Origin of the sequence: Candidatus Nitrohelix vancouverensis (assembly GCA_015698305.1) — a bacterium.
Lineage (GTDB): Bacteria > Nitrospinota > Nitrospinia > Nitrospinales > VA-1 > Nitrohelix > Nitrohelix vancouverensis.
This window is the reverse complement of the sequence record CP048620.1, coordinates 2,623,810-2,648,119: the sequence shown is the minus strand read 5'-3', so window position 1 is coordinate 2,648,119 and position 24,310 is coordinate 2,623,810. Positions and strand designations below refer to the sequence as shown.

At 50.1% G+C, this 24,310-nt stretch carries 20 protein-coding genes; 12 read left to right on the top strand and 8 right to left on the bottom strand.

Annotated features, from left to right (window positions below; translation table 11 throughout):
* Positions 1 to 5 precede the first annotated feature (5 nt).
* Both G3M78_12245 and G3M78_12240 read right to left on the bottom strand, forming a co-directional pair.
* A complete protein-coding gene (locus G3M78_12245; GenBank protein QPJ66122.1) occupies positions 6 to 2,096 on the bottom strand; it encodes an adenylate cyclase in 2,091 nt (696 codons plus the stop codon).
* 116 nt (positions 2,097 to 2,212) lie between these two features.
* Complete coding sequence (locus G3M78_12240) at positions 2,213 to 3,778, bottom strand: OmpA family protein (protein ID QPJ66121.1); 1,566 nt, start codon at positions 3,776 to 3,778, stop codon at positions 2,213 to 2,215.
* Between the two features lie 181 nt (positions 3,779 to 3,959).
* On the opposite strand from G3M78_12240, the gene G3M78_12235 reads away from it, so the two are divergent.
* The 3 genes from G3M78_12235 to G3M78_12225 all read left to right on the top strand — a co-directional run bounded on the left by G3M78_12235 (position 3,960) and on the right by G3M78_12225 (position 6,706).
* Positions 3,960 to 5,234, top strand: coding sequence for an MFS transporter (locus tag G3M78_12235; GenBank protein ID QPJ66120.1), 1,275 nt, complete (start codon positions 3,960 to 3,962; stop codon positions 5,232 to 5,234).
* A gap of 4 nt (positions 5,235 to 5,238) precedes the next feature.
* A complete protein-coding gene (locus G3M78_12230; GenBank protein QPJ66119.1) occupies positions 5,239 to 5,895 on the top strand; it encodes an alpha/beta fold hydrolase in 657 nt (218 codons plus the stop codon).
* A 115-nt stretch (positions 5,896 to 6,010) separates the two neighbouring features.
* Positions 6,011 to 6,706, top strand: coding sequence for a response regulator transcription factor (locus tag G3M78_12225; protein QPJ66118.1), 696 nt, complete (start codon positions 6,011 to 6,013; stop codon positions 6,704 to 6,706).
* On the opposite strand, the gene G3M78_12220 is transcribed toward G3M78_12225, so the two are convergent.
* Genes G3M78_12220 through G3M78_12205 form a run of 4 tightly spaced genes read right to left on the bottom strand, consistent with a single transcriptional unit; the run spans position 6,703 to position 9,982 of the window.
* A complete protein-coding gene (locus tag G3M78_12220; protein QPJ66117.1) occupies positions 6,703 to 7,251 on the bottom strand; it encodes a molybdenum cofactor carrier protein in 549 nt (182 codons plus the stop codon). The genes G3M78_12225 and G3M78_12220 overlap by 4 nt on opposite strands.
* On the bottom strand, positions 7,244 to 8,239 hold the full coding sequence (locus tag G3M78_12215) for a DUF58 domain-containing protein (protein ID QPJ66116.1): 996 nt from the start codon (positions 8,237 to 8,239) through the stop codon (positions 7,244 to 7,246). The genes G3M78_12220 and G3M78_12215 overlap by 8 nt, the downstream gene beginning before the upstream one ends.
* Positions 8,240 to 8,292: 53 nt before the next feature.
* A complete protein-coding gene (locus G3M78_12210; GenBank protein ID QPJ66115.1) occupies positions 8,293 to 9,240 on the bottom strand; it encodes a MoxR family ATPase in 948 nt (315 codons plus the stop codon).
* 7 nt (positions 9,241 to 9,247) lie between these two features.
* The gene (locus G3M78_12205) at positions 9,248 to 9,982 is read right to left on the bottom strand and encodes a uracil-DNA glycosylase (GenBank protein QPJ66114.1); all 735 of its coding nucleotides are present in this window, start codon (positions 9,980 to 9,982) and stop codon (positions 9,248 to 9,250) included.
* Positions 9,983 to 10,123: 141 nt separating this feature from the next.
* Between G3M78_12205 and G3M78_12200 the strand changes: the two genes are divergently transcribed.
* The 3 genes from G3M78_12200 to G3M78_12190 are packed head-to-tail and all read left to right on the top strand — an operon-like array spanning position 10,124 to position 12,859.
* Positions 10,124 to 10,423, top strand: coding sequence for a hypothetical protein (locus G3M78_12200; protein QPJ66113.1), 300 nt, complete (start codon positions 10,124 to 10,126; stop codon positions 10,421 to 10,423).
* 52 nt (positions 10,424 to 10,475) lie between these two features.
* Complete coding sequence (locus G3M78_12195; protein ID QPJ66112.1) at positions 10,476 to 12,140, top strand: arginine--tRNA ligase; 1,665 nt, start codon at positions 10,476 to 10,478, stop codon at positions 12,138 to 12,140.
* Between the two features lie 26 nt (positions 12,141 to 12,166).
* Positions 12,167 to 12,859, top strand: a complete 693-nt coding sequence (locus G3M78_12190) for a hypothetical protein (protein ID QPJ66111.1) — start codon at positions 12,167 to 12,169, stop codon at positions 12,857 to 12,859.
* An 11-nt stretch (positions 12,860 to 12,870) separates the two neighbouring features.
* Here the strand turns inward: G3M78_12190 and G3M78_12185 are convergent, their stop codons facing one another.
* Positions 12,871 to 14,304, bottom strand: a complete 1,434-nt coding sequence (locus G3M78_12185) for a tetratricopeptide repeat protein (GenBank protein ID QPJ66110.1) — start codon at positions 14,302 to 14,304, stop codon at positions 12,871 to 12,873.
* Between the two features lie 198 nt (positions 14,305 to 14,502).
* On the opposite strand from G3M78_12185, the gene G3M78_12180 reads away from it, so the two are divergent.
* The 5 genes from G3M78_12180 (at position 14,503) to serB (ending at position 20,147) form a co-directional block, all read left to right on the top strand.
* Positions 14,503 to 15,417: an alpha/beta fold hydrolase gene (locus G3M78_12180; protein QPJ66109.1), complete on the top strand. Its 915-nt coding sequence runs from the start codon at positions 14,503 to 14,505 to the stop codon at positions 15,415 to 15,417.
* Positions 15,418 to 15,479: 62 nt separating this feature from the next.
* The gene (locus G3M78_12175) at positions 15,480 to 17,153 is read left to right on the top strand and encodes a hypothetical protein (protein ID QPJ66108.1); all 1,674 of its coding nucleotides are present in this window, start codon (positions 15,480 to 15,482) and stop codon (positions 17,151 to 17,153) included.
* 26 nt (positions 17,154 to 17,179) lie between these two features.
* Positions 17,180 to 18,478: a replication-associated recombination protein A gene (locus tag G3M78_12170; GenBank protein QPJ66107.1), complete on the top strand. Its 1,299-nt coding sequence runs from the start codon at positions 17,180 to 17,182 to the stop codon at positions 18,476 to 18,478.
* Positions 18,475 to 18,927 (top strand): hypothetical protein, encoded by a 453-nt coding sequence (locus G3M78_12165; protein QPJ66106.1) that lies wholly within the window; start codon positions 18,475 to 18,477, stop codon positions 18,925 to 18,927. Before G3M78_12170 ends, G3M78_12165 begins: the two co-directional genes overlap by 4 nt.
* Before the next feature lie 2 nt (positions 18,928 to 18,929).
* Positions 18,930 to 20,147 carry a phosphoserine phosphatase SerB gene (serB, locus tag G3M78_12160; protein ID QPJ66105.1) on the top strand — a complete coding sequence of 406 codons (1,218 nt, stop codon included), beginning with the start codon at positions 18,930 to 18,932 and terminating at the stop codon, positions 20,145 to 20,147.
* Positions 20,148 to 20,153: 6 nt separating this feature from the next.
* On the opposite strand, the gene G3M78_12155 is transcribed toward serB, so the two are convergent.
* Entirely contained in the window at positions 20,154 to 21,551 is a 1,398-nt protein-coding gene (locus G3M78_12155; GenBank protein ID QPJ66104.1) for an aldolase, read from the bottom strand.
* A 581-nt stretch (positions 21,552 to 22,132) separates the two neighbouring features.
* On the opposite strand from G3M78_12155, the gene G3M78_12150 reads away from it, so the two are divergent.
* The gene (locus G3M78_12150; protein ID QPJ66103.1) at positions 22,133 to 24,202 is read left to right on the top strand and encodes a universal stress protein; all 2,070 of its coding nucleotides are present in this window, start codon (positions 22,133 to 22,135) and stop codon (positions 24,200 to 24,202) included.
* Positions 24,203 to 24,310 lie beyond the last annotated feature (108 nt).

The following is a 24,310-nucleotide window of genomic DNA, read 5'->3' as shown; positions in this document are numbered from 1 at the left end:
AATTTCTAGCTAGCGACTTTATCTAATTTAGCCGTGGACCGGGCTTTCATTGCCCGCGCTACATAGTTCTTGATCCATGGCATTGTAAATTCATCTCTTCGGCCTGAATGGACGAAAACCTTAAGGAATTCTGGGTTGTCCGTCGATTCGGGCAAGGTCTGCGGGCTGAGTTCGCCGATCATACGCGCCATACAATTAACGCCGGAATAGGTTTTGCTGAACAGTTCCCCCCAGGACGTCATGTAGGTCGCGGTCAAGCTACGAATATGTTCCAACTGTTTGTGGATGAATTGATTCAACTCTTCGTTGGTCGTGCATGCTTTGATGTTTCCCGTTTCGATTTCGCGCGGCAGAGGCGATCCAAAATCAATCGCAATGAACAGTTTTTTCAATTTGGCGTCGATCATCAATTCTTCGTTGGATATGGCGGCGATATTGATGGAGTCGATGGCGCCGGACAATTTTTCCATCAAATGCCTTATGTCATCTTCTTTGATGGTTTGTCCTTCCGCGCGCAGAAGGAGTTCGGTTTCGCCTCTGACATAAAGTTTGTTGAAGGCGACAAATGCGATCATGGCTTGATAGGATGCGAAATTTTTGATGACGTCGTCTTTGGGAACGTGCTCGATGAAGGCCATGGTGCGTCCGCGGATCAAATACCACTGGGGACGTTCCTGCGCGCTGGACTTCTCGCACAAAATTGTCAGGTTTTTTTCGAATGTTTTGCCGTCCACCATTGCGGTGAGGTTTTCCACCTTGTTGGGAGCCTTTCGGAAAAAGCTGAACAATTTGCGGCCTAACAGATGGGTGTCTTTTTCGGTGATCAAACTTTCGCTGGGGTCCAGATTCTTGTTCACTTCGGAAATATTTTTATAGGAGGCCATCAGGATTTTGTTAACGCGGTTGCCCAGCGCCACTTTCTGCATCATCTGCCAGTCGCCGTATTGATTCAATTGTTCGACCTTCAGAGGCGTCCAGCCCCATTCCTTCATCATTTTCACCAGCAGGGCTTTTTTCCAATGTTTGGGCGGTGTTTCAAAATCTTCGGTTGACACTTTGGTGCCGACCTTCAAATAGAAGGCGGAGCGGAGCGCGTCGACTTCATTATCGGTTTTATCTTTCGCGAAAAATTTCTGAACGCGATCAAAGAGAATCAAATAAGCGTCGATATCTATGTAGGGCGTGTCGCCCGCAAACACTCGTTTCTTGACTTCATGGCAAAGCAAGTTGGATGCGGTATCTCCAAACATGTATTCCTCAAGCAGTCCCATCTTCATCAAGGTTTTGAAGGGGGATTTGAATGATTTGATGAGGGCCCAGATGGAGCCGCCAAAAAATTCGCCTTGAGAGATATCGTGTACGTTTCCAATGTCGATGAATTCTTCTTTTTTGAGCAGGGTTTCGTTGGACATGACGAGCGCAAGCAATTGCTCATATTTGTCGTCGTCTGTATCGAGGGGAACGATCCACCAGAACGGGATTTTTCCGTTGACGATGATCGTGGTGCGAAACATTTCTTCTTTGAGCAGAATAGCAAGAGCCGAACCGGTGCTTTCGCTGTCGCTCTCGCCAAAGTTATTGTTCTTCACTTCATTGAAGTCGTTGATGAAGAAATGGGTCTCCAGATTGAAGTTGTCCCAGGTCCATTGTTCAATGAGGTTTAATTTCTTTTGAAATAACTGGCGCGACTCGGGCGTGAAATAACTTTTATCGATCAGCAAGGTGTAGTCGAGATCGGATTTAGTCGTCTGTGCTATGGAACCGACGCTACCCATGAGCAAAACGCAATGGATGACCGGTTGAATGTCTTCGTTCCTGCGTATCACGATATCGGGGAATAATTTTTCAGTCGCGATTTGAGATTCCTTATCGACCTTGAAATTATGGATTCCGCAGGGGACGGGATCTTCCGATTCAAAATAGCCGGGCAAACCTTCCTGATGGACATGGAGGAGCCGGGGAACGGCGGCAAAGATGAGGCGGTCTATATCCGACAGGGTTTTTAAAGTGCGGTCGATTTTGAATCGATTGTATTTTAAAAATTCCTTTCGGTTTTTAAACAAAGCGTCTGCGTCTTGATGCGTTCCGTTTTCCATAGGATTCAGCGTTGTTTGAAAGATTTGACCGAAATTGGGATGAGTCTGTTTTTATTATAGAAAACAAGTTTCAATTAAGAAAATTTATTTTCTTTTATCGCGTTGGCTATCAGCGATCATTGTATAAGTTTTCCTCCCAGAACAGAGCTTCCTGATTTGCCCGAAGACGCGCCGCCTGAGCTGGTTCCCTTGCCGGCGGCTTCTCGTTCTGCGGCTTCTCTCTCGGCGACTTTGATGTCCTTGAGAATTTTGATTTCCACGCGACGGTTCAATGCCCGATGCTCGTCGTTGGTGTTGTCCTTGAGCGGTCGGTATTCGCCGTAACCGGTCACAACCATACGGTCGGGCGGGAAACGCATCTCGTCGATGATATAGCGCGCAACGGTGGATGCGCGGGCGGCCGAGAGTTCCCAGTTGGACGGGAATTGCGCCGATTTGGTCGGGATATCATCCGTATGACCGTCGACCAGAATTTGTTTGACGCCTTCCTTGATATCTTCGACGATCGCATTTTTAATGAGGTCCTTCGCGCCTTCGAGCAGATTGGAGCTGCCGGGGCTGAACAGATCAGAAGTGGGCAGACGTTTCAGAACAGTTCGGGTGTCGCTTCGCACCAGACTCTCGGGATCGACGTTATCCTTAACCAGTTCGCGCACCCGGTCCAGCATTCGCATTTCATCCTGGGTCAGGCGCACGTTGACGCGCTCGATTTTCATGCGTTGCTCCTGAAAGGCCGAGAGAGCGTCGGCGAATTTTTCTTCATCCATTTTAGATACGGTGAACATCAAAACGAAGATAACCAGAAGCAGGGTCATCATATCGGAGTAGGTGACGAGGAAGTTTTCGAGACCGGCGGAAAATTCGGCCGACGCCGCGCCGCGGCTGTCCGAATTGTCGCGATAGTTTCCTTTTTCGCCGCCGCCGCTGGGGTCTTTTTTCTCTTCCAGCAGGGTGAGCTTCATTTCGATTTCCGCGTTGTCCTCGCGGAGCATCTCCAGCTCGACGATCATGTCGCGGCGTTCTTTTTCCAGTTCGTCCACTTCATCTTTCAGCTCGGCGATGATCTCCGAGGGGAGCATTCCCTCTTCGTCGGCGTCCAGCCCGCCATAGAGCATTTTCTCGTACTTATCAATCAGTTCGTCCTTTTCCTTGAGTAGTTCGGGGCTGGGGCCGGGGCCGGATTTGTCTTTCTTGGCTTTTATCAGATCGTCCTTGAGTTGCTTGACGCGATCTTTTAAATTATCGACGGTGTCCGTGTCTTGACGCAGTCGTTTCAGTTCTTTGAGGAGGACGTCTTTTTCTTTTTGAAATTTGACGATTTTCTTTTCCCGTTCGTCAATCCGTTCCTTCAGGCGCTCGCTTCTCTTTTGCAAATCTTCAATTTTTTTCTCCAGAGCGGGATTGCTTTCGCCCGATGGCTCGTCGGCGACGACTCCTGGCGTGGCCCCTCCGCCTGAATGTTTGGCGAGGCGAGCGGCGGAGGCAAGGTCTTTTTGTTCCTTGATCTCTATGTCTTTTTGCTTGAGCGTTTCTTTGAGTTTTTTGACTTCGCCCTGGTTGAATGAGATGACATCCTGGAATTTTTGGGCAAACTGATCCTTCTCGGCCTTGACTTTGCGCAACTCGACGGCCTGCATCTTGAGTTGCTCCTTGAACATTTGCGCTGATTCAAATTTGGGCATAGAATGTTTCTCTCGATAAGCCTATCGGCAGTATGAAGAGAAATAATTACAATGTTTCAATGATTTGCACGAAATAATCCGCAATAAAAAATACTGTTTTGTATCTGAATTTTATTAAAGATGTCCCTTTCCTGTCAATGGAACAACCTTAAATTGCCTGTATTTGCACGTTTTTGATCTTATGCTGAGTCAACGCTTTGCTGATATTTTCAGAGAATTGGCCAATCGCCGCATTGGGGCGACGCTCGTTTTGGGTTTTGCCTCCGGCTTGCCGCTTGCCCTTACAGGAGGGACTTTGCAGGCCTGGATGACGGTCGAGGGGGTTGATTTAAAAACGATCGGAATATTTACCTTAGTGGGTTTGCCCTATACGGTCAAATTTCTTTGGGCGCCTTTCATGGATCGCTTCGTCCCTCCACTGCTGGGTCGCCGTCGGGGCTGGATGTTGATGTGCCAGTTGGCCCTCATTGTTATGATTCTGGCGTCCAGCCTGGGTTCTCCCAGCGAGACCCCGTGGTTGATGGGCGGTCTGGCTTTGATGATCGCTTTTTGCTCGGCCTCGCATGACATTGTCGCGGACGCTTACCGAACGGATGTTCTGCTGGCGCCTGAAAGGGGCATGGGCGCGGCGGTGTTTGTTTCGGGCTATCGTTTGGCGATGCTGGTTTCTGGCGCGGGAGCCTTGGTCGCTTCTGAATTTGTCGGTTGGCAGGCGGCGTACATGGGCATCGCGGCGCTGATGGGGCTGGGGGTTCTGGCGTCATTTTTGGGGCCGGAACCGCAGGATAAAGTCGATCCACCTGAATCCTTGCAAGAGGCGGTGATCGGTCCTCTCAAGGATTTCTTTTCGAGGAACGGCGCCTGGCTGTTTCTCATTCTGATCATTTTGTACAAACTCGGCGACGCCTTCGCGGGCAGTTTGACGACGGCTTTTCTGATTCGCGGTCCCGGTTTTTCAGTCGGCGAAGTGGGCGCTTTCAACAAGGGTTTTGGCCTGGCGGCGACTCTGGTGGGCGCCTTGTTTGGCGGCGCCTTGATGGCGCGCTTGGGGCTTTATGGCTCTTTGATGCTTTTCGGCGTCTTGCAGGCGGTGTCTAATTTAACCTTTATGGCGTTGGCGGAGGCGGGGAAAAATTATTACCTGCTGTTTTTTGCGGTTGGATTTGAAAACATCGCGGGAGGGATGGGAACGGCGGCTTTTGTGGCTTTATTGATGGCCTTGTGTCATGCGCGATACACGGCGGCCCAGTTCGCTCTCTTGTCGGCGCTGGCGGCTCTGGGAAGAGTGTATGTGGGGCCGACTTCCGGTTTTCTGGCGGAAAGTTACGGCTGGGTCTGGTTCTTCCTTTTTACTTTTATCATCGCCTTGCCGGGATTGATTCTCCTGCAACGCATGAAAAGTAAAATCATCGCTTTGGATGGTGTGGACGCTGAAGCAAAAGCTATTTCGGATTGAGATCATGCATCGTTTTTTATACTTTCATGGCTTCGCATCAGGGCCGGGTTCGCAAAAGGCGCAGGTTTTCAAGAGACGGTTTGAAGCCAAAGGAATTGATCTGGTCATTCCTGATCTTGAAGGAGGCGATTTCCAGACTTTGACAATTTCTCGTCAGATGAAGGTCATCAAGGGTTTGCTGGCAGATCATCCAAAGGATTCTTTTGCTTTGATAGGGAGTAGTATGGGGGGATACCTCGCCGCTTTAACGGCGCATACTTCCAAGCAGGTCGAGGGAATGTATCTGATGGCCCCAGGCTTTAATTTTCTGAAACGCTGGAGGTCTGTCTGGGAGAAAGGAGACGCCGTCAACGCGCCTCGGGCCAGCGTTCTCAAAGTATTCAATTATCGCCATAATAAATTGATGTCTTTGGACTCAAATATTTTTTCGGACGCGGAGGTCTGGGATGCGATGCCGTTGACGCAAACGATCCCAACGCGAATCGTTCACGGGATTCACGACGATACGGTGCCGATAGAAGAATCCCGAAAGTTTGTAAAATTAGCGAAGGATCGCGAATGCGTTGAGTTGGATGACGACCATTCTCTCCTCAAGTCCGTTGACTGGATTGTTGAAGATTGTTTGGGTTTTTTTGGTTCAAGGGGTTTTTTTACAGTATAATAGGCGAACTTTTTTTTTTAGGATATGGGAATTTATTGTGAGATGAACTGAGTTGATGTAGTGTTACATAGTCATTAATTTAATTTACATTAACGTAAAGACAGGCGTTGGAATTATGAAGCCCAGTATTTTAATTGTTGATGATGATGAAGAGCTTTTGTCCCTGCTTGAACTGAAGTTGCAAAGCGAGGGCTTTAAGGTGCAGGTCACCAACGATAGTTCAAATGCTCTTGAAAATCTCAAGAAAAAAATTCCCGATCTTGTCATTCTAGACGTGAACATGCCTGATATTAACGGAATGGAAGTGTGCAAGACGATACGTTCCAATCCCAAAACGCTCGATCTGCCAGTAATCATGTTGACGGCTTGCAACGACGAGGTGGATCGCGTCCTCGGACTGGAATTTGGCGCCGATGATTATGTGACGAAGCCTTTCAACTCGCGCGAATTGATCCTGCGTATCAAGAATGTTTTGAAACGAACCAGCGCTTCGTCTTTTCTTGATGCAGAAATTCTTGAGTTCGGTCATTTGTGGATCGATCAGGCGAAGCATGAAGTCAAGGTCAAAGGCGAGACCATTCAGTTGACGCTCACGGAATTCAAGCTCCTGTCTCGCTTGGTCGAAACGCCGGGGAAAGTGCAGTCTCGTTCGGTTCTGCTGGACGAAATCTGGGAATATGGCGACGACGTTCTGTCCCGAACGATCGATACGCATGTTCAACGGCTCCGATCAAAATTGAACGAAGCCGGTCAGTACATCAAAACCATTCGCGGCATTGGTTATCAGTTCGATCACCAAAAAACAGGTTAGGCGCCCAGCCATTCAGCGACCTGCTCCATAGCGCTGGTATGATCTGCAAGATCATAGTAGTCGCTCCAAATTCCATCCGGATCCAGCAACAACAATTCCTTCTTATATTCCAGCGCCAGTTCAATCTCGCAACGGGTTCCTTCGGAGCCGGGCAGGGCGATGATTTTATCCGCGCTTAAAACGACCAGATGATTGCGGCTGGCGGTTTCTTTACCATGCGCGCCGGACAATGGAAGATGCGTGCGGATGCAAATTTCAATGCAGTCGTTGGGGTAGTTTTGAGGCGGGCAGTATAGCGAGCGTTTCTCCGGGGTGTTGCAATCGGCGCTGGAGGGAAGGATGCCGATGCATTTTCCCATCCGCTGAGCTTGGCTGACAAAAGACTCGGACACGGCGCGCATACTTCCCGCTCCGCCACCGCTGATGAGATGAAAACCGGAGTCTGCGATTAATTTCCCTAAAGGAATAGTCAGGGCAAGGTGAGGTTCTGAACCGGAGCCGATGACGGCGATTGATTTTTCTGGAGCGCGTTCGGGTTCAGGCATCATCCGCTTTCCGGTGATGCTGTGTTTGAGGGGACAGCTTGGCAAGATATTGCATGATGTTTTCGAGATGCGATTCTGTGCTGGCGAAATCCGTTTCCATGTCGTCTGTTTTTAACTGGACCTGGACTCCCTGTCGAATCATATGAAAAACTTGTGAAGCGGCTTTGGATATTTTTTCTTCGATGCGTTTTTCATCAAAAGGGTCTAGCTCGTTTTCTTCGAAATGAAGCGGGACGATGCAAGAGCGGTTTGCATTTTGACCGAATTCCTTGACGCGCAGGCCGCCTGTCTTGGCGGAGGATTTCCAATGGATGCTTTGCGGGGAATCGCCTTCGCTGAATTCACGCAGTGAATGCACTTCGGAACCGGATTGGCGTTTTTTACCATCTCCTTCGACTTCTTTGCTCAAAACCATCGGGGCCGTTGTCTCATACAGTCTGGGCAAAACAAGCGCTTCAATCTGAATGGGAACGGTTTTGGATTTAATGAAAAATCCAAATGGAAAGCTGGTGGCGAGCTGGCATTGATCGATCTGAAGCGGGCCTCTTCTCAATGCGCTCATCATGACGGTTTTATCAGTTGAGGATGCGGGGGCCAGATAGAACAGGCTGATTTCTTTTTCCAGCTTGAATAAGGTTTTGTGATTTGGGAAATAAACGCGAAGGGCGTAAGAGGGGAGACTGCTTTTGGCGTTTGCGAGCGAGAGGACCAGCGGGGTCGCTTCGCCCGCGTGAAATGTGGGGGGAAGTTTTCCTTTAACCGTCACTTGCTTCAGGGTCCATTCGGACAGCAGTCCTGAGATGGCGATGAAACTGCAACACATCGCCAGAACGAGATAGAGCAGATTGTTTCCCGTGTTGATGGCTCCAAGCCCCACGCCGAAAACCAGAAAAACAAAACCGCTTCCTTCGCGCGTGAGTTGTAGCGTTTGTCCGCGCAGGCTGACAGTGAAAACAATTTTGTAAGACGGATTGGCGGGGCTGTTCACGGTAGTTGGTGGCGGCGCGTTGCTTGCACGGGTTTGCCCTCGTTCGAAAAATGCTAAACGGGAATTTCCACCTGATCGAGTATTTCCATGATGATCGCGGCGGCGTTTTCGGATTGGGCGCGGTGACTCCCCGTTTGCGAGGACAGCATCACCCGATGTTTGAAAACTGGAAGCGCCATGCTTTTGACGTCGTCGGGAAGGCAATAAGTGCGGCCTTCGGTCAAGGCTTTTGCGCGCGCCGCCTGTCTCAGGGTCAAACCTCCGCGCGGACTGACGCCGAGCGCCAGGTGCTTGTGCTGGCGCGTCGCATGAACCAGAGCCAGCAGGTACTCCGCAAGCGACTCATCCAGCGTTACCTGCTCAACCTGAGATTGCAGGAGGAGTAATTCTTCCCGCGTCACAACGGATTCAACGCTAGGAGCCTGGCTTCCCAGGGTGGATTCGAGAAGGCGTTTTTCATCTTCCAGCGTCGGGTAGCCGATCGATAGAAACATCATGAAACGATCCATCTGCGATTCCGGCAGCGGGTAGGCTCCGTGGCTTTCGACGGGGTTTTGCGTGGCGATGACCATGAAGGGTTCTTCAAGCGCGTGCGTGACATTATCCGAGGAGACCTGGCGCTCGCTCATGGCCTCCAGAAGCGCGCTTTGCGTTCTTGGCGTGGCGCGGTTGATTTCGTCTGCCAGCACTATATTGGAAAACAGCGGGCCTTTCTTGAATATGAACTGTTTGGCCTCCGGGTCGTAAACCGAAACGCCGGTGATGTCCGACGGTAAGATATCGTTGGTGAACTGAATGCGTCTGAACTCCAGGTCGATGGATCGCGCCAGGGTTTGAGCCAGCGTGGTCTTGCCCACTCCGGGGACGTCTTCTATTAGCAGATGCCCCTTGGCGAGCAGGGTGATGATGGAGGACTGCACCGCTTCGGGCTTGCCGAAGATGGTTTTCTCCATATTGCTTTGCAATCGATTTATCAGGCTCAGGGCGCTTTGCTCCAGCATGTTTTTCTCAACCTTTGATGACAGCGAGGACTTTTTTCATATCTTCGTGTACCGCCTTGCGGTTTTCAATAGTGTAAGCGCGTAGCAAATAGGCCGGGTGGAAGGTCGGCATCAATTTGATTCCCTTGAATTCCTGCCAGATGCCACGCTCTTTTGTGATCGCCACAGTGCGTCCCAATAAGGAACTGGCGGCGGGCTTGCCCAGCGCAACGATGACTTTGGGCTTGAGCGCATTGAGTTGTAATTCAAGAAAGGGTTTACAGGCGGCGATTTCGTCCGCTTCCGGGTCTCTGTTATTGGGCGGTCGACATTTAACGATGTTGCAGATATAAACGTCGCGTTCGCGGTTCAGACCCATGCCTTTTTCGATGATCTCCGTGAGTTTTTTTCCCGCGCGACCGACAAAGGGAAGTCCTTGTTCATCCTCGTCCGCGCCGGGGCCTTCGCCGACGAAGACGATATCCGCATGCGGGTTGCCCGAGCCAAAGACGATGGTTTTTCTACCCTGCGACAGTTTGCAACGGCTGCAATCGCCCAATTCTTCACGCGCTGAGACCAGCTCCGGATTGGACGCGGAGGGGCTGGGTGACTGAGCGGAGGTCGCGGTCGCGGGGCGACCCTGAACAGCCGAGCCGGGGGCGAGGGGCGTGGCGCAGGGGATCTCGTCCATCCCGTATTCTTTGAGGTAACTCAGGAAATTATTTAAGTTTTTCAGGTCTGGATTTTTGTTTTCAAAAGGCATAGGATTGCAGAATAGCAAATGCCTATTGGCAAGACAACAGGAAAGAAATTCCGGTTTAAAGTCAATTAAATCAATAATTTCAATTGTTTCAAGGGCTTAGGTTGGTTTATAATCAAACCCGCATCGAAAAAGGAGGGTCTCATGTCCGGATTGAAGAGCGCTTTGGACCTGAGCATGGAGAGAACGTCGAATCAGGCGGCATCCAAGCTGAGTGACAGCCAAAAAAAAGAAATTTCTGAAATTCGCTTGGAGTATAAAGCGAAGATCGCAGACAAAGAAGTCATTCTGGAAACGAAGCTCAAACATGTGGGAGATCGGACTCCCCCTGAACAGATTCATCAGGTGGTGGAAGAACTCAAGCAGGCGTTTGTTACGGATAAGTCCGCTCTGGAAGAAGAGATGGAAGCGAAGGTGGACGCTGTCAAGAAACGCAAAAAATAAATTGCCCGGTACTCTCTAACCTTGTCGACTAGATTGGAATATTAAAAGCAACATGAAGCGCTATTTACAGGAACTGGTTCAGTCCGCTCTGGACAACGCAAAGACAGCGGGCGATTTGACGCTGGAAACGCCGCCGGAGGTGGTGATCGAAAACCCGAAAGACGAGTCGATGGGCGATTTTTCGACGACGGTTGCGATGGGGCTTGCCCGTGCAGAACGAAAGGCTCCGAAAAAAATCGCAGAGTTGATCTGCAAACATTTTCCGACGAACAACGGAGAATTGGCGTCGGTGGAAATCGCCGGGCCGGGATTCATCAACTTCAGAATGTCGCCGTCATTTTTTCAAAAACGTTTGCTGGACATGGCGTCTCAGGGAGAAAATTTCGGTTCGAGCGACGCCGGTAAAAATAAAAAAATTCTGCTGGAGTACGTCAGCGCAAATCCGACAGGGCCGCTTCATATCGGCCACGGTCGAGGCGCGGCGGTGGGCAACTGTCTCAGCTTGCTGTTGAAGCGCGCGGGCTTCGACGTGAAAACGGAATATTACGTGAATGATGTCGGCAATCAGATGAATAATCTGGGGCTTTCGGCCTTGTACCGTTATCGCGAGTTGCAGGGCGTTGAAGCCGAGTTCCCCGAGAATCTCTATCAGGGCGATTACATCTTCGACATTGCTAAGGAAATCATCGAGCAAAAAGGCGATGCGTTTTTAAATCAAAGCGACGAGGAGGCCCTGCCCTTTTTCAGAAGCTATGCGGGCGATTCCATTTTGGACGGCATCAACAAGGACCTAAAAAATTTCCGTGTGGAGTTCGATCGCTGGTTTAAAGAAGGTACCTTGTATGAAGACGGTCGCGTCGAAAAGGCGGTGGACTGGTTGCGCGAAAAAGGATTTGTCTATGAAAAAGACGGCGCCGTCTGGTTGAAGTCTTCGGCCTTTCAGGATGAGAAGGATCGCGTGATCGTGAAACAAAGCGGCGAACGCACTTATTTTTGTTCGGACATCGCCTACCATAAAGACAAGATCGATCGCGGATTTGAAAAGATTATCGACATCTGGGGAGCCGACCATCACGGCTATGTGCCGCGTATGCAGGCGGTTCTCGAAGCGCAGGGTTACGACAGCAATGTGTTCAAAGTATTGCTGGTTCAGTTTGTCGCTTTGAAACGCGGCGAGGAAAAGGTTTCCATGTCCACCCGTTCTGGAGAATTTGTGACGCTCTCGGATGTTTTGGATGAAGTGGGCGTGGATGCGGCGCGTTATTTTTTTCTGATGCGTAGTTCCGACACGCATCTGGACTTTGATCTGGAACTGGCGAAGAAGGAAACGCCGGAGAATCCCGTTTTTTACATCCAGTATGCGCATGCGCGAATTTGTAGTGTGTTTGCCGCGGCTGAGGAGAAGGGGATCAAGGTGCCTGATCGGGACAGCGTGGATTTGAGTCCGATTGAAGAGGCCGAGGCCTATGTGCTGATAAAGAAAATCCTTTCTCTGCCTGAAGTGATAGAGAAGAGCGCGCTGGCTTTGGAGGTTCATCGTCTGCCGCATTATCTGCAGGATCTGGTGTCGGATTTTCACTCTTATTATGCGAAGCACCGCGTGGTGGGCGACGATGTCGCCTTGAGTCAGGCGCGTTTATTTTTACTGGATTGCGTGAAAACGACCATTGCGAACGGTCTGTCCGTTCTTGGCGTTTCGGCTCCTGTCAGAATGTAATTGTGTCAGCCAGAAAGAATATTGGAATGGGCGCAGTAAAATCCTTATTTAAGATCATGGTCCTGATTTTTGCCGGCGTTGGCATGTATTACGCCGGTAAGAACGCTCTGGTGTCGTGGGACCCAGGACGGCAGGAGAGTCCTGAAAAGATAGTTAAGAAAGTTGCGCCGGAAAAACTGAAATTCAAAAAAGAGAATAAGACCGCGCCCGAACCTGTGAAGCGCGAAACCGACTTCACGTTTTATGAAGTTCTGAACGATGACCGGATGGTCAAGTTTGTCGGACTCGACGGCAAGGTGCATCGCGGCGATCGCCCTCTCGGCCTGATGAGGCGCGAGGAACAGATGGCGCCCTCTAAACCGCTTGCGGTCGCTCGGCAGGAAACGGTGGTGAAAAAGCCCAAAGCCCCGGAAATTGCAAAAGCGCCGATTCCCGAAGCGAAAGCGATTGATGAAAAATCATCAACCGGAGCCGTCTTCTCTCTGCAGGTGAGTTCGTTTCGCGAGTTGAAGCGGGCCATGGATCATGTCGGGCAATTGCAGAAGAAGGGCTACCCGGCTTTTTCCCGTTCCGTCACGCTCGACGACTCAAGCGTCTGGAACCGGGTATATATCGGTCCTTTTGAAGATTCTGAAAAAGCTCGGGGAACGATGAGCGCTTATTCCCAAAAAGAAGGGGCCAGCGCGGTGTTATCTTCAGTAGGGCCCGAAACCGCCTAGCCATTAGTAGATCAGTCGGTCGGTACGTTGCGAATCATTCCAGGGCCGGATTCACTTTCGTAGCGTTCGTCCAGATCCGTGAAGACCTGAAGAATTTCCACCGGGTCGTCATTTCGCTTTCCGCCGTAAAAATTCTCTCCGCTGTCATACACCGTATTGAAGCGATATCCCTTGATATCATCGTTGTACAATTTTCTGCGAACGTTTTTGGAGTGGTACTCAAAATCGACGGTCGCTTGCTGTTTGGCTTCGATGGTCACGGTTGCGGTGAGGTTGTCGATATAGGGATGCCATGCGACGACTTCGTAAGTTCCCGGAGGGATGTCTGCGATTGAGAAATTGCCCTCTTCGTCGGTGATAGCGTAGTAAGGATTGTCGACCAGAAAGGCATGCGTTTGCAGGAATGGATGCAAATTGCATTTGATTAAAAACTCGTCTACATCATGCCGAACATAGGCGTTGCGGACCTGTGTGGACTTGGGGAGTACGGTTTTATTGCTCAACTGATTCACATATTTTCCCGCCGATTCATAAGTGGCGACTTCATGGGTGATGGGGTCGGTGTTTTCGACCAGAATATCGTCTCCGCTTTTAATACCGATAACGTATTTGTCGGAATGACAGCGGTCGATATGAAAGACCTGCATGGCGGGATCAAAAGGTTTGCCTTTCTTGACTTTCTTAAGCGCGACGACGGTGTCTTTCAATCCTCCTGTTTTGGATACCTTGAAGTCTTTCAACAGTCGGTGGCCTTTACCGTCTGAAATACGAATGCAAAATTCGACGTTCGGCGAATTGATCAGATGAAAGGCGCGGATTCTGGGGGTTTCGCCGAACATGACAACGCGACCGTTGAGCGTTCCGCCGTCATCGACGGACATGATCTTGTAATCAATGGGGGTTTTCTCAAACAGTTTCTGCGACAGTTTGTGATTGCGGTTGTACAATTTTTTAACTTGCTCGAGCGCTTTGTGGTTCTTGTTCAACAAAACGTACACGATGCCAAGTTCGTATTCGGCGAGGACCATTCGCGGGTTCATCTCCAGCGCTTTGAGATATTCCCGTTCGGCGTCTTCCAGTAAGTTCAGTTTTGCGAAAGACGAACCTCGGTTGTAGCGAAAGATGGGATGGTCGTAGCCCAGAACCAGGGCTTTTTCAAATGCGATCAAGGCGGCTTTGTGATTTCCCAACTGGCTCAGGGCCACGCCAAGATTGGCGTGCGCGAGCGAGTGCTTGGCGTCGAGCCGGATCGTTTCAGAAAATTTATCGATTGCATCCCCCCAAAGCGCGCTCTTGCTGTATTCTATTCCCTCTAGATAGGCTTGTTCTGCAGGCTTGACCGGTTCGTTTGCAAATGACAAGGAACAGGAGACGAACAATAAAATACCTGCTAGAATATACGGAAACTGTTGAACGGTTTTGAGTTTTTGAATGAGTGGTTTCATAGCGTTTCTGAAGTGGTAGTATTGATTGAAATTACTGTATCAACCTTAAATTAGGCTGTCAATTCACACCTGCTCGGATTCGTTTGTTCCTCTATTATGCCCGTGATCGCGCCATCCAATATTAAATCAATTCAGCCCGGCGCGTTGCAAAAATTTGCTCGCCATCCTCTGCTTGGAAACGCGGTACTGCAAACGATTATGGCCTCGCAATTTCCCGGTGAAGCCCGTTTGCCCCAGCTTCGCACGCATAAGGTTCGGCTTGCCGATGGCGGCGTCACCTTGTGCTTTGAAATACCCAGTGCAGACACCAGCTCGCCTTTGGTCATTATGGGGCATGGAATGGGAGGCTGTTCTCATTCCGGCTATATGAAGCGTATCGGCAAGAAGCTGAACGATCATGGATTTCCAGTTTTCCTGTTAAACCAGCGAGGCTCGGGCGCTGGGATTGGTATGAGCGAGCGCTTGTGGAACGGCGGCTCCAGCGATGATTTTAGCGATATGGTGGAGCATGCCATGAAAATCTATCCCAAGCGAGAGGTTTTGCTCATTGGCTTTTCCCTGAGCGGCAACATTCTGCTCAAATATCTTGGAGAGGGCCGGGAGATTTCGCGATGGGTTCGCGGGGCATTTGCGGTCAATCCTCCCGTCGATTTAAAAATGGCCAGCCGCTTGATTTCGACCTCTTCAAAATGCAAGCTCTTCAATCGTTATTATATGCGTCTGATCAATCAGCAGGCGGAGGCGATCAAGGAATGCTTTGCCGAAAGTTTCAGGCTGGATCATCTGCCTCGAACGATCTGGGAATTTGATGTGTCCTACACGGCGCCCGCCGGAGGCTTTGAGGATGTCGACGATTATTATACCCGATCCAGTTGCGGTCAGTTTCTCGCTTCGATTCAGATTCCAACGACGCTCTTGTGTTCAAACGACGATCCCTTCATTCCCATAGAAATTTTCAAAGGTCTTGAACTGAGCCACGCTCTTGATCTTCAAACGCCGGAGGGGGGAGGGCATATGGGCTATCTCTGCAAAGAAACGACTCCGTTTGACGATCACCGTTGGATGGACTGGGCGATCATTGACTGGGCCATGCAACGCAAGACCCCACTTTAGGCGAGCGCCATGTCCAACGATCTTTGTACGGGACTGAACTTTTTTCGACGCGGCGGGGTCTGATGATCCGCGAGTTGTCCCGATTGCTGGGCCTGCGTCGAACTCTCTTTCGCAATATTGTTTTGTTTTCCGAGAAGGGGGCCTGGAACCGCTGGTTGACGATCGCTATTCTGGCTTGTCTGTTTGTCGTTGGCGACTATATCTTTTTCCATCGCATCATCGAGTATCTGGCGGAACTTCCTTTTCAGGCTGGCGACGAGTTGATCCCGCAGTTGCTGAACGTCGTCTTTCTGACTTTGTTCGTGATGGGCGCGTTTTCAGGCGTCATTGTGTCCTTGTCGCTATTTTATATGGCGCCGGATCTGGAATTACTGCATTCGCTTCCTCTATCGCCCACATCAATTTTAACGTCCCGATTTTTCCAGTGCGTGGTCCACAGTTCCTGGATGATGTTACTTTTTTCATTGCCGATTTATGCGGCCTATGGAAATCATTTTCAGGCAACGGTCGCTTATTACATGTATGTCGTGGCGGCGCTGGCTCCATTTTTTACTATTGCCTGTGCTTTGGGCTCGATGGCGACGCTGGTATTACTGCGCTATTTCCCCTCGCGGCGTCTTCACCAGATGTTGTCGCTCATCGGGCTGGTTTTTCTGGTGGGATTGATCACCTACCTGCGTTTTCTATCGCCTGAAAAATTCTTTGGCAAAAATGTTTCCGACGCCCAGATCATGCTGTTTGTCGAGAAACTCCAGACCCCGGATTATCCCTTCCTTCCCAGTAGCTGGATCACTCTGGGGGTCACGCAGGCGAGGGCGGGGGACTGGGGCGGCGCGCTTTGGAATTTTTCTTATCTGATGATAGCCGCCGTGTTTGCAGTGGCCGGTCTGCTCTTTTTGGGCAAGAAGATATACCTGCAGGGTTGGCGTCTGGCGGGCGAGGCTAGGACCGCGCCTCTTGATGATTCGCGAGCCGATGGGAACGGTCATCGAAGTCGTTCCGTTCATCCCATTCGGGCGTTATGGGATAAGGATTTGAAATTGTTTTTTCGCGACCCGGAGCAATGGTCTCAACTGTTCATTCTTGCCGCCTTGACCCTGGTCTATTTGTTCAACATCATCAATCTACCGCTGGACAATCGCGTCTTACAGCATGTGGTGGCCGTTTTGAATGTCGGGCTGATCGGTTTTGTGTTATCCGCTTTATCTGCCCGATTCGTGTTTTCCGCGCCAAGCATGGAAGGCGCGGCGTTCTGGACGATCTACAGCTCGCCGACCTCGATGAAGTCTTTTTTATGGGGCAAGTTCTGCTTTTTCTTTCCGCCGCTACTGTTCATCGCAGAATTGCTGGCGGGAGTTTCCAGCTACCTGCTTGAGGTTGATGCTTATGTGATGGCGGTGTCCATTGTTGGTACCTTCTTCATCACCCTGGCGCTAACCGGTCTGGGGCTGGGACTGGGCGCCATGTACCCGATGTTCAAACACGACAATGTCGCGGAGATTTCCAGCGGCACCGGCGGTATTTTGTTCATGGTGTTCAGTCTGGCCTATATCGGGGTTCTCTTGGCTCTTGGAGCGCGTCCGGTCTACGTCCATTTCAATGAAACTTTTCTGTCCCGATCCCTTGGCGGATGGGACGTTCCGATTTGTTATGCGGCGACGGTTCTCCTGACTCTCTTCGTGGCCTGGTGGCCAATGCATAAAGGCGAACGCGCTCTGCAGAAAATGGATTTATGATTTTTGATAAATGCTTATAATGCGCTATGGAACTTTTCCCGGAATTTGAAATGCAGGATGAAGCGCGGCCTTCGCCTTTGGCGGACCGCATGCGCCCGCGCAATTTAGAAGACGTGCTGGGGCATGACCCGGTTCTTGGCGAGAACAAGCCCTTACGTAAATTGATCCAGAAAAATTCCAATCTTTCGTTCATTTTGTGGGGGCCTCCGGGTTCCGGCAAGACCTCTATTGCCAGAATGGCGGCGAATCTCTCCAACGCGGAGTTTTTTGAGATCAGCGCCGTCAATGCGGGGGTGTCGGATATAAGAAAAGTGATTGCGCTGGCGGACAAACTCTGGAAGAATTCCCGGCGACGCGCCTTGTTGTTCATCGACGAGATTCACCGTTTCAATAAAGCGCAACAGGATTCGATCCTGCCCTATATTGAAAACGGTTCGCTCCGCCTGATCGGTTCCACTACGGAAAATCCTTCTTTTGAAGTGATTCCTGCGTTAAGGTCTCGATGCCAGATTTTTCGACTGGAGTATTTGTCGTCGTCTGTGATCCGGCAGATACTGGATCAGGCGATCGCCGACCCGGTTCGCGGCTTGGGACAATGGAAACCAAAATTTCAGGAGGCGGCGTTGGGCCTCATCGTCGATTACGCCAACGGCGATGCGCGACGGGCCTTGAACGCCTTGGAAGCCGCCGCAGACTGGGCGCGATCTGAAGTCGGAGAATCGGCTGAGATCGACGCGGAAACGGTGCAGGGAATCCTGCAAAAATCCGCGGTTTTGTACGATAAGGGCGGGACGGAACATTACGATCACGCCTCGGCGTATCAGAAAAGTTTGCGCGGCTCGGATCCCGACGCGGCGATCTACTGGCTGGCTAAAATGATTGCCGGTGGGGAAGACCCGCGTTTTATCATCCGAAGACTGCTGGTGACAGCGGCCGAGGATGTGGGCAACGCCGACCCCCAGGCCTTTCTGCTGGCGCACGCGGCGGCGCAGGCGGTGGAGAAACTCGGTTGGCCGGAGGCGAGAATCCCCTTGGCGCAAGCCACGATTTATGTAGCCAACGCGCCCAAGGACAATTCGGCGATCTGCGCTGTGGATGAGGCCTTGAGCGATATTCAGGGAAAGGGTTTGTCCTTTCCCGTTCCCGAGCATTTGCGCGACACGCATTATCAGGACGCCAAGAAACGTTATGGCTATGGTAAGGAATATAAATACCCGCACGATTATCCGGGCAATTATGTCGAACAGGAATATCTCCCGAATGAATTGAAAGGGAGAAAGTATGTATCCAGCAAGACCCAAAAGGAGGAAAAAGGATCGAAATGACGGAACCAAGATTTAAAGACGCCGAGGCGATTTACGAAGGACGCCTGCGCGGCAATCAATTGATGATCAGTGGACAACGCCTGACGGCGGAAGAGGCGAGCCTGTTGTGGAACTCGCCGACGATGAAAGAGGTGACCTGGCTGGATCTGGACGATAATCAGATCGGTGATGCGGGAGTGCTTGCGCTGGCGCAAAGTCCCATGCTGGAGAATGTCCAGTACCTGAATTTGAATAAGAACGGTCTCAGCGATGCGGCCTTGAAAGCGCTCGCGGAATCGAAGTGTTTGCCGAAACTGAAGCGACTGCATCTGAAAAACAATCTCGTAGACGGGGCGGGAGTGGTGGCTCTTTTCAAATCCCAGACTCTTGGCAATTTGTCGGTTTTCCAGATAGACGATGGCTGGACCTGTAAGAAAAAAGAAGGTTGGCGTTACAATCCGGTCAAGTGAACATGCCCCAATCCCCGAAAGCTGTCCAATTACATGTGCATGTATCCGGTAAGGATCGGCCTGGAATTCTGGCCGAGGCGATGGAATCCATTCGCCGTTTCGGGCTGGAGGTTCTGGATATCAAGCAATTTGTGTTCAATGGATTGCTGAACCTGTCGTTGTTACTGGATGGAAACCCGACGATTTCTCTGACAGCCTTCAAAAAAGAACTGCAAGGCTACGCCAAAAAGTCCGGGATGCAGGTCAATATCTATCCCTGGGACGCCAGTTTTCGACCCGACGCCACCTACAAGTACCGTTCCGTTGTCACTTTGCTGGGTCAGGCCATATCCTTCATGGCCTTGCAGGAACTCATGAAAACCTTCGCCGCTCTGGATATCAACGTCCTGCGCATCGAACAACTGGATTACGGCGACCGGCATGTGATGGAATTTGTGATCGGAACCCGCAAATCCCATTCGACGGTGGAGGTGCTGAATCCGCTCGTGGAATTCAAAAAAGATTACAATGTGGATATCGCGGTTCAGGAAGACACGGTGTTTCGCCGCAACAAACGCCTGATCGTGCTGGACGCGGACATGACCTTCGTTCAATGCGAGGTCATCGACGAACTTGGCAAAATGGCCGGGGTGGGAGAGCAGTTGTCAGCCATCACGCATCGCGCCATGAACGGGGAAATTGAATTTGAAGAAGCATTGCGCGAGCGCGTGTCCTTGCTCAAAGGACTGGAGGTGGAACGCCTGGTTGAATTTGCTAATTGCATTCCGATGACTCCCGGCGCCGAGGGTCTGGTGCGAATCCTGAAATACCTGGGCTACAAGGTTGCGATTGTGAGCGGCGGTTTTCAATTATTTATTGATTCGTTGAAGAACAAATACGGGCTGGATTACGGTTTCGCCAATTGTCTGGAAGTGGTGGACGGCAAATTGACAGGGGGATTGGTTGGCGAAATCATCGGGCCGAGCGCTAAAGAACGCATTTTGGAATCGCTTGCAAAACGTGAAAAAATGACCTTGAAACAGGTGGTCGCGGTGGGCGATGGCGCCAACGACATCCCGATGCTGGCCAAAGCCGGGCTGGGCATCGCCTTCAATGCCAAGCCCATCGTTCAGCAGGCCGCACATGCCAGTATCAATATGCGCGATCTTGGATTAATCCTTTATTTTCTTGGAATTAGCGGTGATGAGTTAAAGGAGTTGGATAGGCTTTCGTCGGCCTGATCCGCCTCAGGCGTTAGCGATTTCAGCTTCCAGAGAGGGACTGATGGCCAGCGGTTGGACCGATTTTTCCACAATCTCACGAGTGTTCCCAACGCTCAATTTTTCGAACAGGAAAGCCACTTCATTTTCCAGTTCCTTGCCGATAGCCGACTTGATTTCTTCCGGCAAATCCCAGAACTCTTTTTTGAACTCACCAAAACTTTTCTTGCGGGTTTTGTAGATGAATTGCTCGTCGGTCATCCCGCCCTTGTTTTCGGATGCGAACTTTTCACGCAGGTGAGAGTAAATCGTTTCCTTGAAATCTTTCGGAAAATGTTTGCTCTCAAATATCCTGTTTTGAAAGCTGGTCGCCAGATGGATTTCCGCCGTTTCCAGTTCAGGAAATCGGTTGAAACAATCCGGGGGCAGGGTGGAAGCGCCGTGTTGCACTGCGCCGGCCAGTCCGTATGTGTCTCTGGAAATGCGCGACAGGTTTTCCAACGTCTCGAAATCCAGATTGACTTCCGCCACGCTTCCGTCGGGTAGAGGCACGCCGCCGTGAGAGGTTCCGGTCTGGATCGAAATCTTGCTGATTCCCTTTTTACCGGGACAGACTTTTTCGAGGCCGGAGTTGAAATTATCGAGATAGGCGCGAAGCTCGGCTTCCGTGCTGTTCTCTTTGCCAACCTCGCCGATTTCTCCGCCAACGGAGACTTCAATTCCCTCCGGCTCGTGCTGGCGAATGTAGCTTGTGAGTTCAACCCCCACTTCGAAGTTGGCGCGTTGCTGTTCAACGATGGATTCGTGGCTCAGATCAACCAGCGTCGAGGTGTCGATGTCGATGTTGTAAAAGCCCGCCATCAGCGCGCTGTCGATCAATGTTTTCAGTCCATCGATCTCTTTTTTGGGGTTTTCGCCATATTTTTGTGCGTTGACCTGAAAATGGTCGCCTTGAATGAAAACGGGGCCTTTGAAGCCTTCTTTAATCGCGGCGCCTAGAATTGTGGCGGCGAGTTCGGGGGGCATTTGTTTGGTGTAACCAATCTCGGATTTGGCGATTTCGAAAATGAAGGCGCCTGCATCCATTGCCGATGAAGTTCGAAAAATGGCCCGGCTCAATTCATAAGACATGCCCCGGATGTTCAAGGCGGGGACGGTGAAACCCTTGCATTCGCCTCGTCCACGCGCTTCATATAAACCTTGGATGGAAGAGGGGATGATTCCCATTTGCAGAGCGGCGGAGCGAATGATGAAACGGGAGAAGCCGCGAAGCTCCTGGTCTGGGTTCACCGCCGCGTTGTATACCAGATCGTCAATGACGCCGCGTACAGCGTCTTCGTTTATTAGTTTTATTCCCGTCGCATCGATAGATGCCGCTCCCTTCAGCGCGTTTTCAATGTCGTTTTTACTTCCATATAACTTCATTCTGTTTTGCTCCTGAATATGTAGGAATGTGGGAACGAAAATTTTTTTTTAATCAGGCCCGGCGTCGAATGAAAATCATCGCTGGATCATTGTCTGCAATCAGGCGTAAAATGTGTCGGCAGGTTCTAAAACGCTCAATGTTTCATTTAAAATGAAAACCATTCTAGCAAAATTTTCATTACAGAACAAAATCTTTTCAGGAAATGTTTTTTATATTTAAAGTCTTTTTATATAGTATATTTATGCTTGTTATGCTGATCTGATAGCTGTATTCTTGTCGTTGTTTTGACAGGATAAAATCTTACAGTCAGCGCAATGAGTGGCGCTCATGCAATATAAGTAGAATATAAAATGCTTCATTTGACTCGGAAACCTGGCAATGAGGTCAATTGCTAAAAAATCAGCGCTATTAGGATTCGATTAGGGTTGACAGAAACATTTATTTTGCTAAAATTTCGAGTCGATTATGGTAGATTGCATAACCAACAGATTATTGCGCCTGTCGTTTGTCAGACTTATTAAATTCCCATTGTAAAAGCGAGTTATTGAGTACGGCTTAGGGTTCAAAGGAGATCATATAAATGTTTAAGCATATTTATTTGCCTGTAGACAATTCCGATTACTCCAATACATGTATTGAGATTGGTTTGGAATTAGCGAAACAGAGTGAAGGCAAGATTACGGCGAGTCATGTGTATGCGGCTAAAATGCATGATGTTCGTTTCCGTCAGATGGAAAGCGGATTGCCTGAAGAATATCAGGACGAGCAGGAACTTGAAAAGCAACGTAACATTCATGATCAATTGATTACAAAAGGGATGGAAGTCATTACCGACTCTTACCTGGATGTCCCCAAGGCGCGTTGTAAAGAAGAAGGCGTCGAGTTTGAGGGAAAATCTCTGGAAGGCCGCAATTGGATTGAGTTGGTTCGCGACATTAAGGAAACGGATTACGATCTGGTGATCCTGGGTTCCGTTGGCTTGGGCGCTATTAAAGACAGCCAATTAGGAACGGTTGCAGAGCGCGTGATTCGTCGTATCAACACGGACACTCTGGTCGTTAAGAACATTCCCGCTCTTCATGGCGAAAAGAAACATTCCAGCGATAAAATCGTTGTTGCCGTGGATGGTAGCGGACATTCCTTTGGCGGTTTGAAAACGGGTATTGAATTGTCCCGAAGCTTGAACAAGCCTCTGGAAATCATTTCCACTTTCGACCCTTATTTCCACTATGCAATGTTTAACAGCCTGACGGGCGTTTTGTCCCGCGAGGCTTCCAAAGTTTTCAAATTTGAACAACAGGAAAAACTGCACGAAGATATCATTGATAAAGGACTGGCCAAGATTTATCAGGCCCATCTGGAAATTTCCCGCAAGATTGCTGAAGACGAAGGCGTGGACTGCACCATTCGATTGCTGGATGGTAAGGTTTTTGAGAAAGTGCTTCAGTATGCGCGCGAAGAAAATCCGTATTTGTTGATCCTCGGCCGAATCGGCGTTCACAGCGCGCCGGATATGGATATTGGCGGCAACACGGAGAATTTGTTGCGCCTCGTGCCTTGTAATGTTTTCCTGTCCAGCCGCGTTTTCAAGCCGCCGATTGATTTGCAGGCGGAGGAAACGATCGAGTGGACGGTTGAAGGTAAAGAACGACTCAAAAAGATTCCTGGCTTTGTTCGTCCCATGGCAACCGCCGCGATTTTGCGATATGCCTTGGAGCGCGGTCATAGCATGATCACTTCCGGCGTCATCACTGAAGCGGTTCAAAACATTCTGCCGGCGGGCGCCATGCAGGCAATGCGAGCCGTTGGGCAGAAAATGAAAGACGAGGGCATGGATCCGACCGGAACCGTTCTCGATGATGTCAATGCCGAGATGATAAAAGCGCATGAAGAGACCACTCGGGCGGATGAGACTGAAGAAGAGAAGGAAGCCCGATTGGCTCAGGAAGTCATTGAGAATTTTGAAAAGCCTTTGACTGAAGAAGAAGAGGTCGCATTCAATAAAGACGCAGTGGGACATGACGTGACTTTGAAATGCTCCAAGTGTGGAACGAATATGAAATCGGACGTCATTAAATGTTTCGTGTGCGGAGCCATTGGCGAGTCCTTGGTTCCTGTTTGGAAGGAAGATTTCACTCCGACCGAAAAGGAAGCTGGCGAATTGTCCACCATGACGACTTTCGACGACAAATACATTCAGTGGTCGAAGGAAGCCTTACAAATTCTGGAAGAGTATCCGGAAGGTCATGTGCGACGCAAAGCCCATGCGAGAGTTGAGAAGAACGCGCGTATTCAGAATATCCCGACGGTCACCGTCGCTTTCGCTAATAAAATCCTGAATGAGAAAATTGTTCAGGAGAAGAAAGAAGTTCCTGCGAAGGATTACATGAATTTTGGCGCGGGTCTGAACCCGGACGACTTCAACTGGAGCAAAGAAGCTCTGGAGCGTTTGGAGCGGGTTCCTCAAGGTTTCATGCGTGACAACACGCGAAACCGGGTGATGGGATACTGCGATGAAAACAGCATCAAGGATATATCTCTGGAAGTTTGCGAAACCGGAATCAGGGAGTCTGTGAAGTTGATGGAACAGGCTATTTCCGAAGGCGCGAGCTTGCAGGATTTCATTCCTAAAAAAGAAGTTTCTGCGTAATTGCAAACTTCCGGTTCTAGAGGAACGCGATTGACTGTTCACTGGGTTTCTCAGAATACGTTGATCTGGAATCAATAAACAAGGCTCCTGCCCTTATGACTGTGTCAT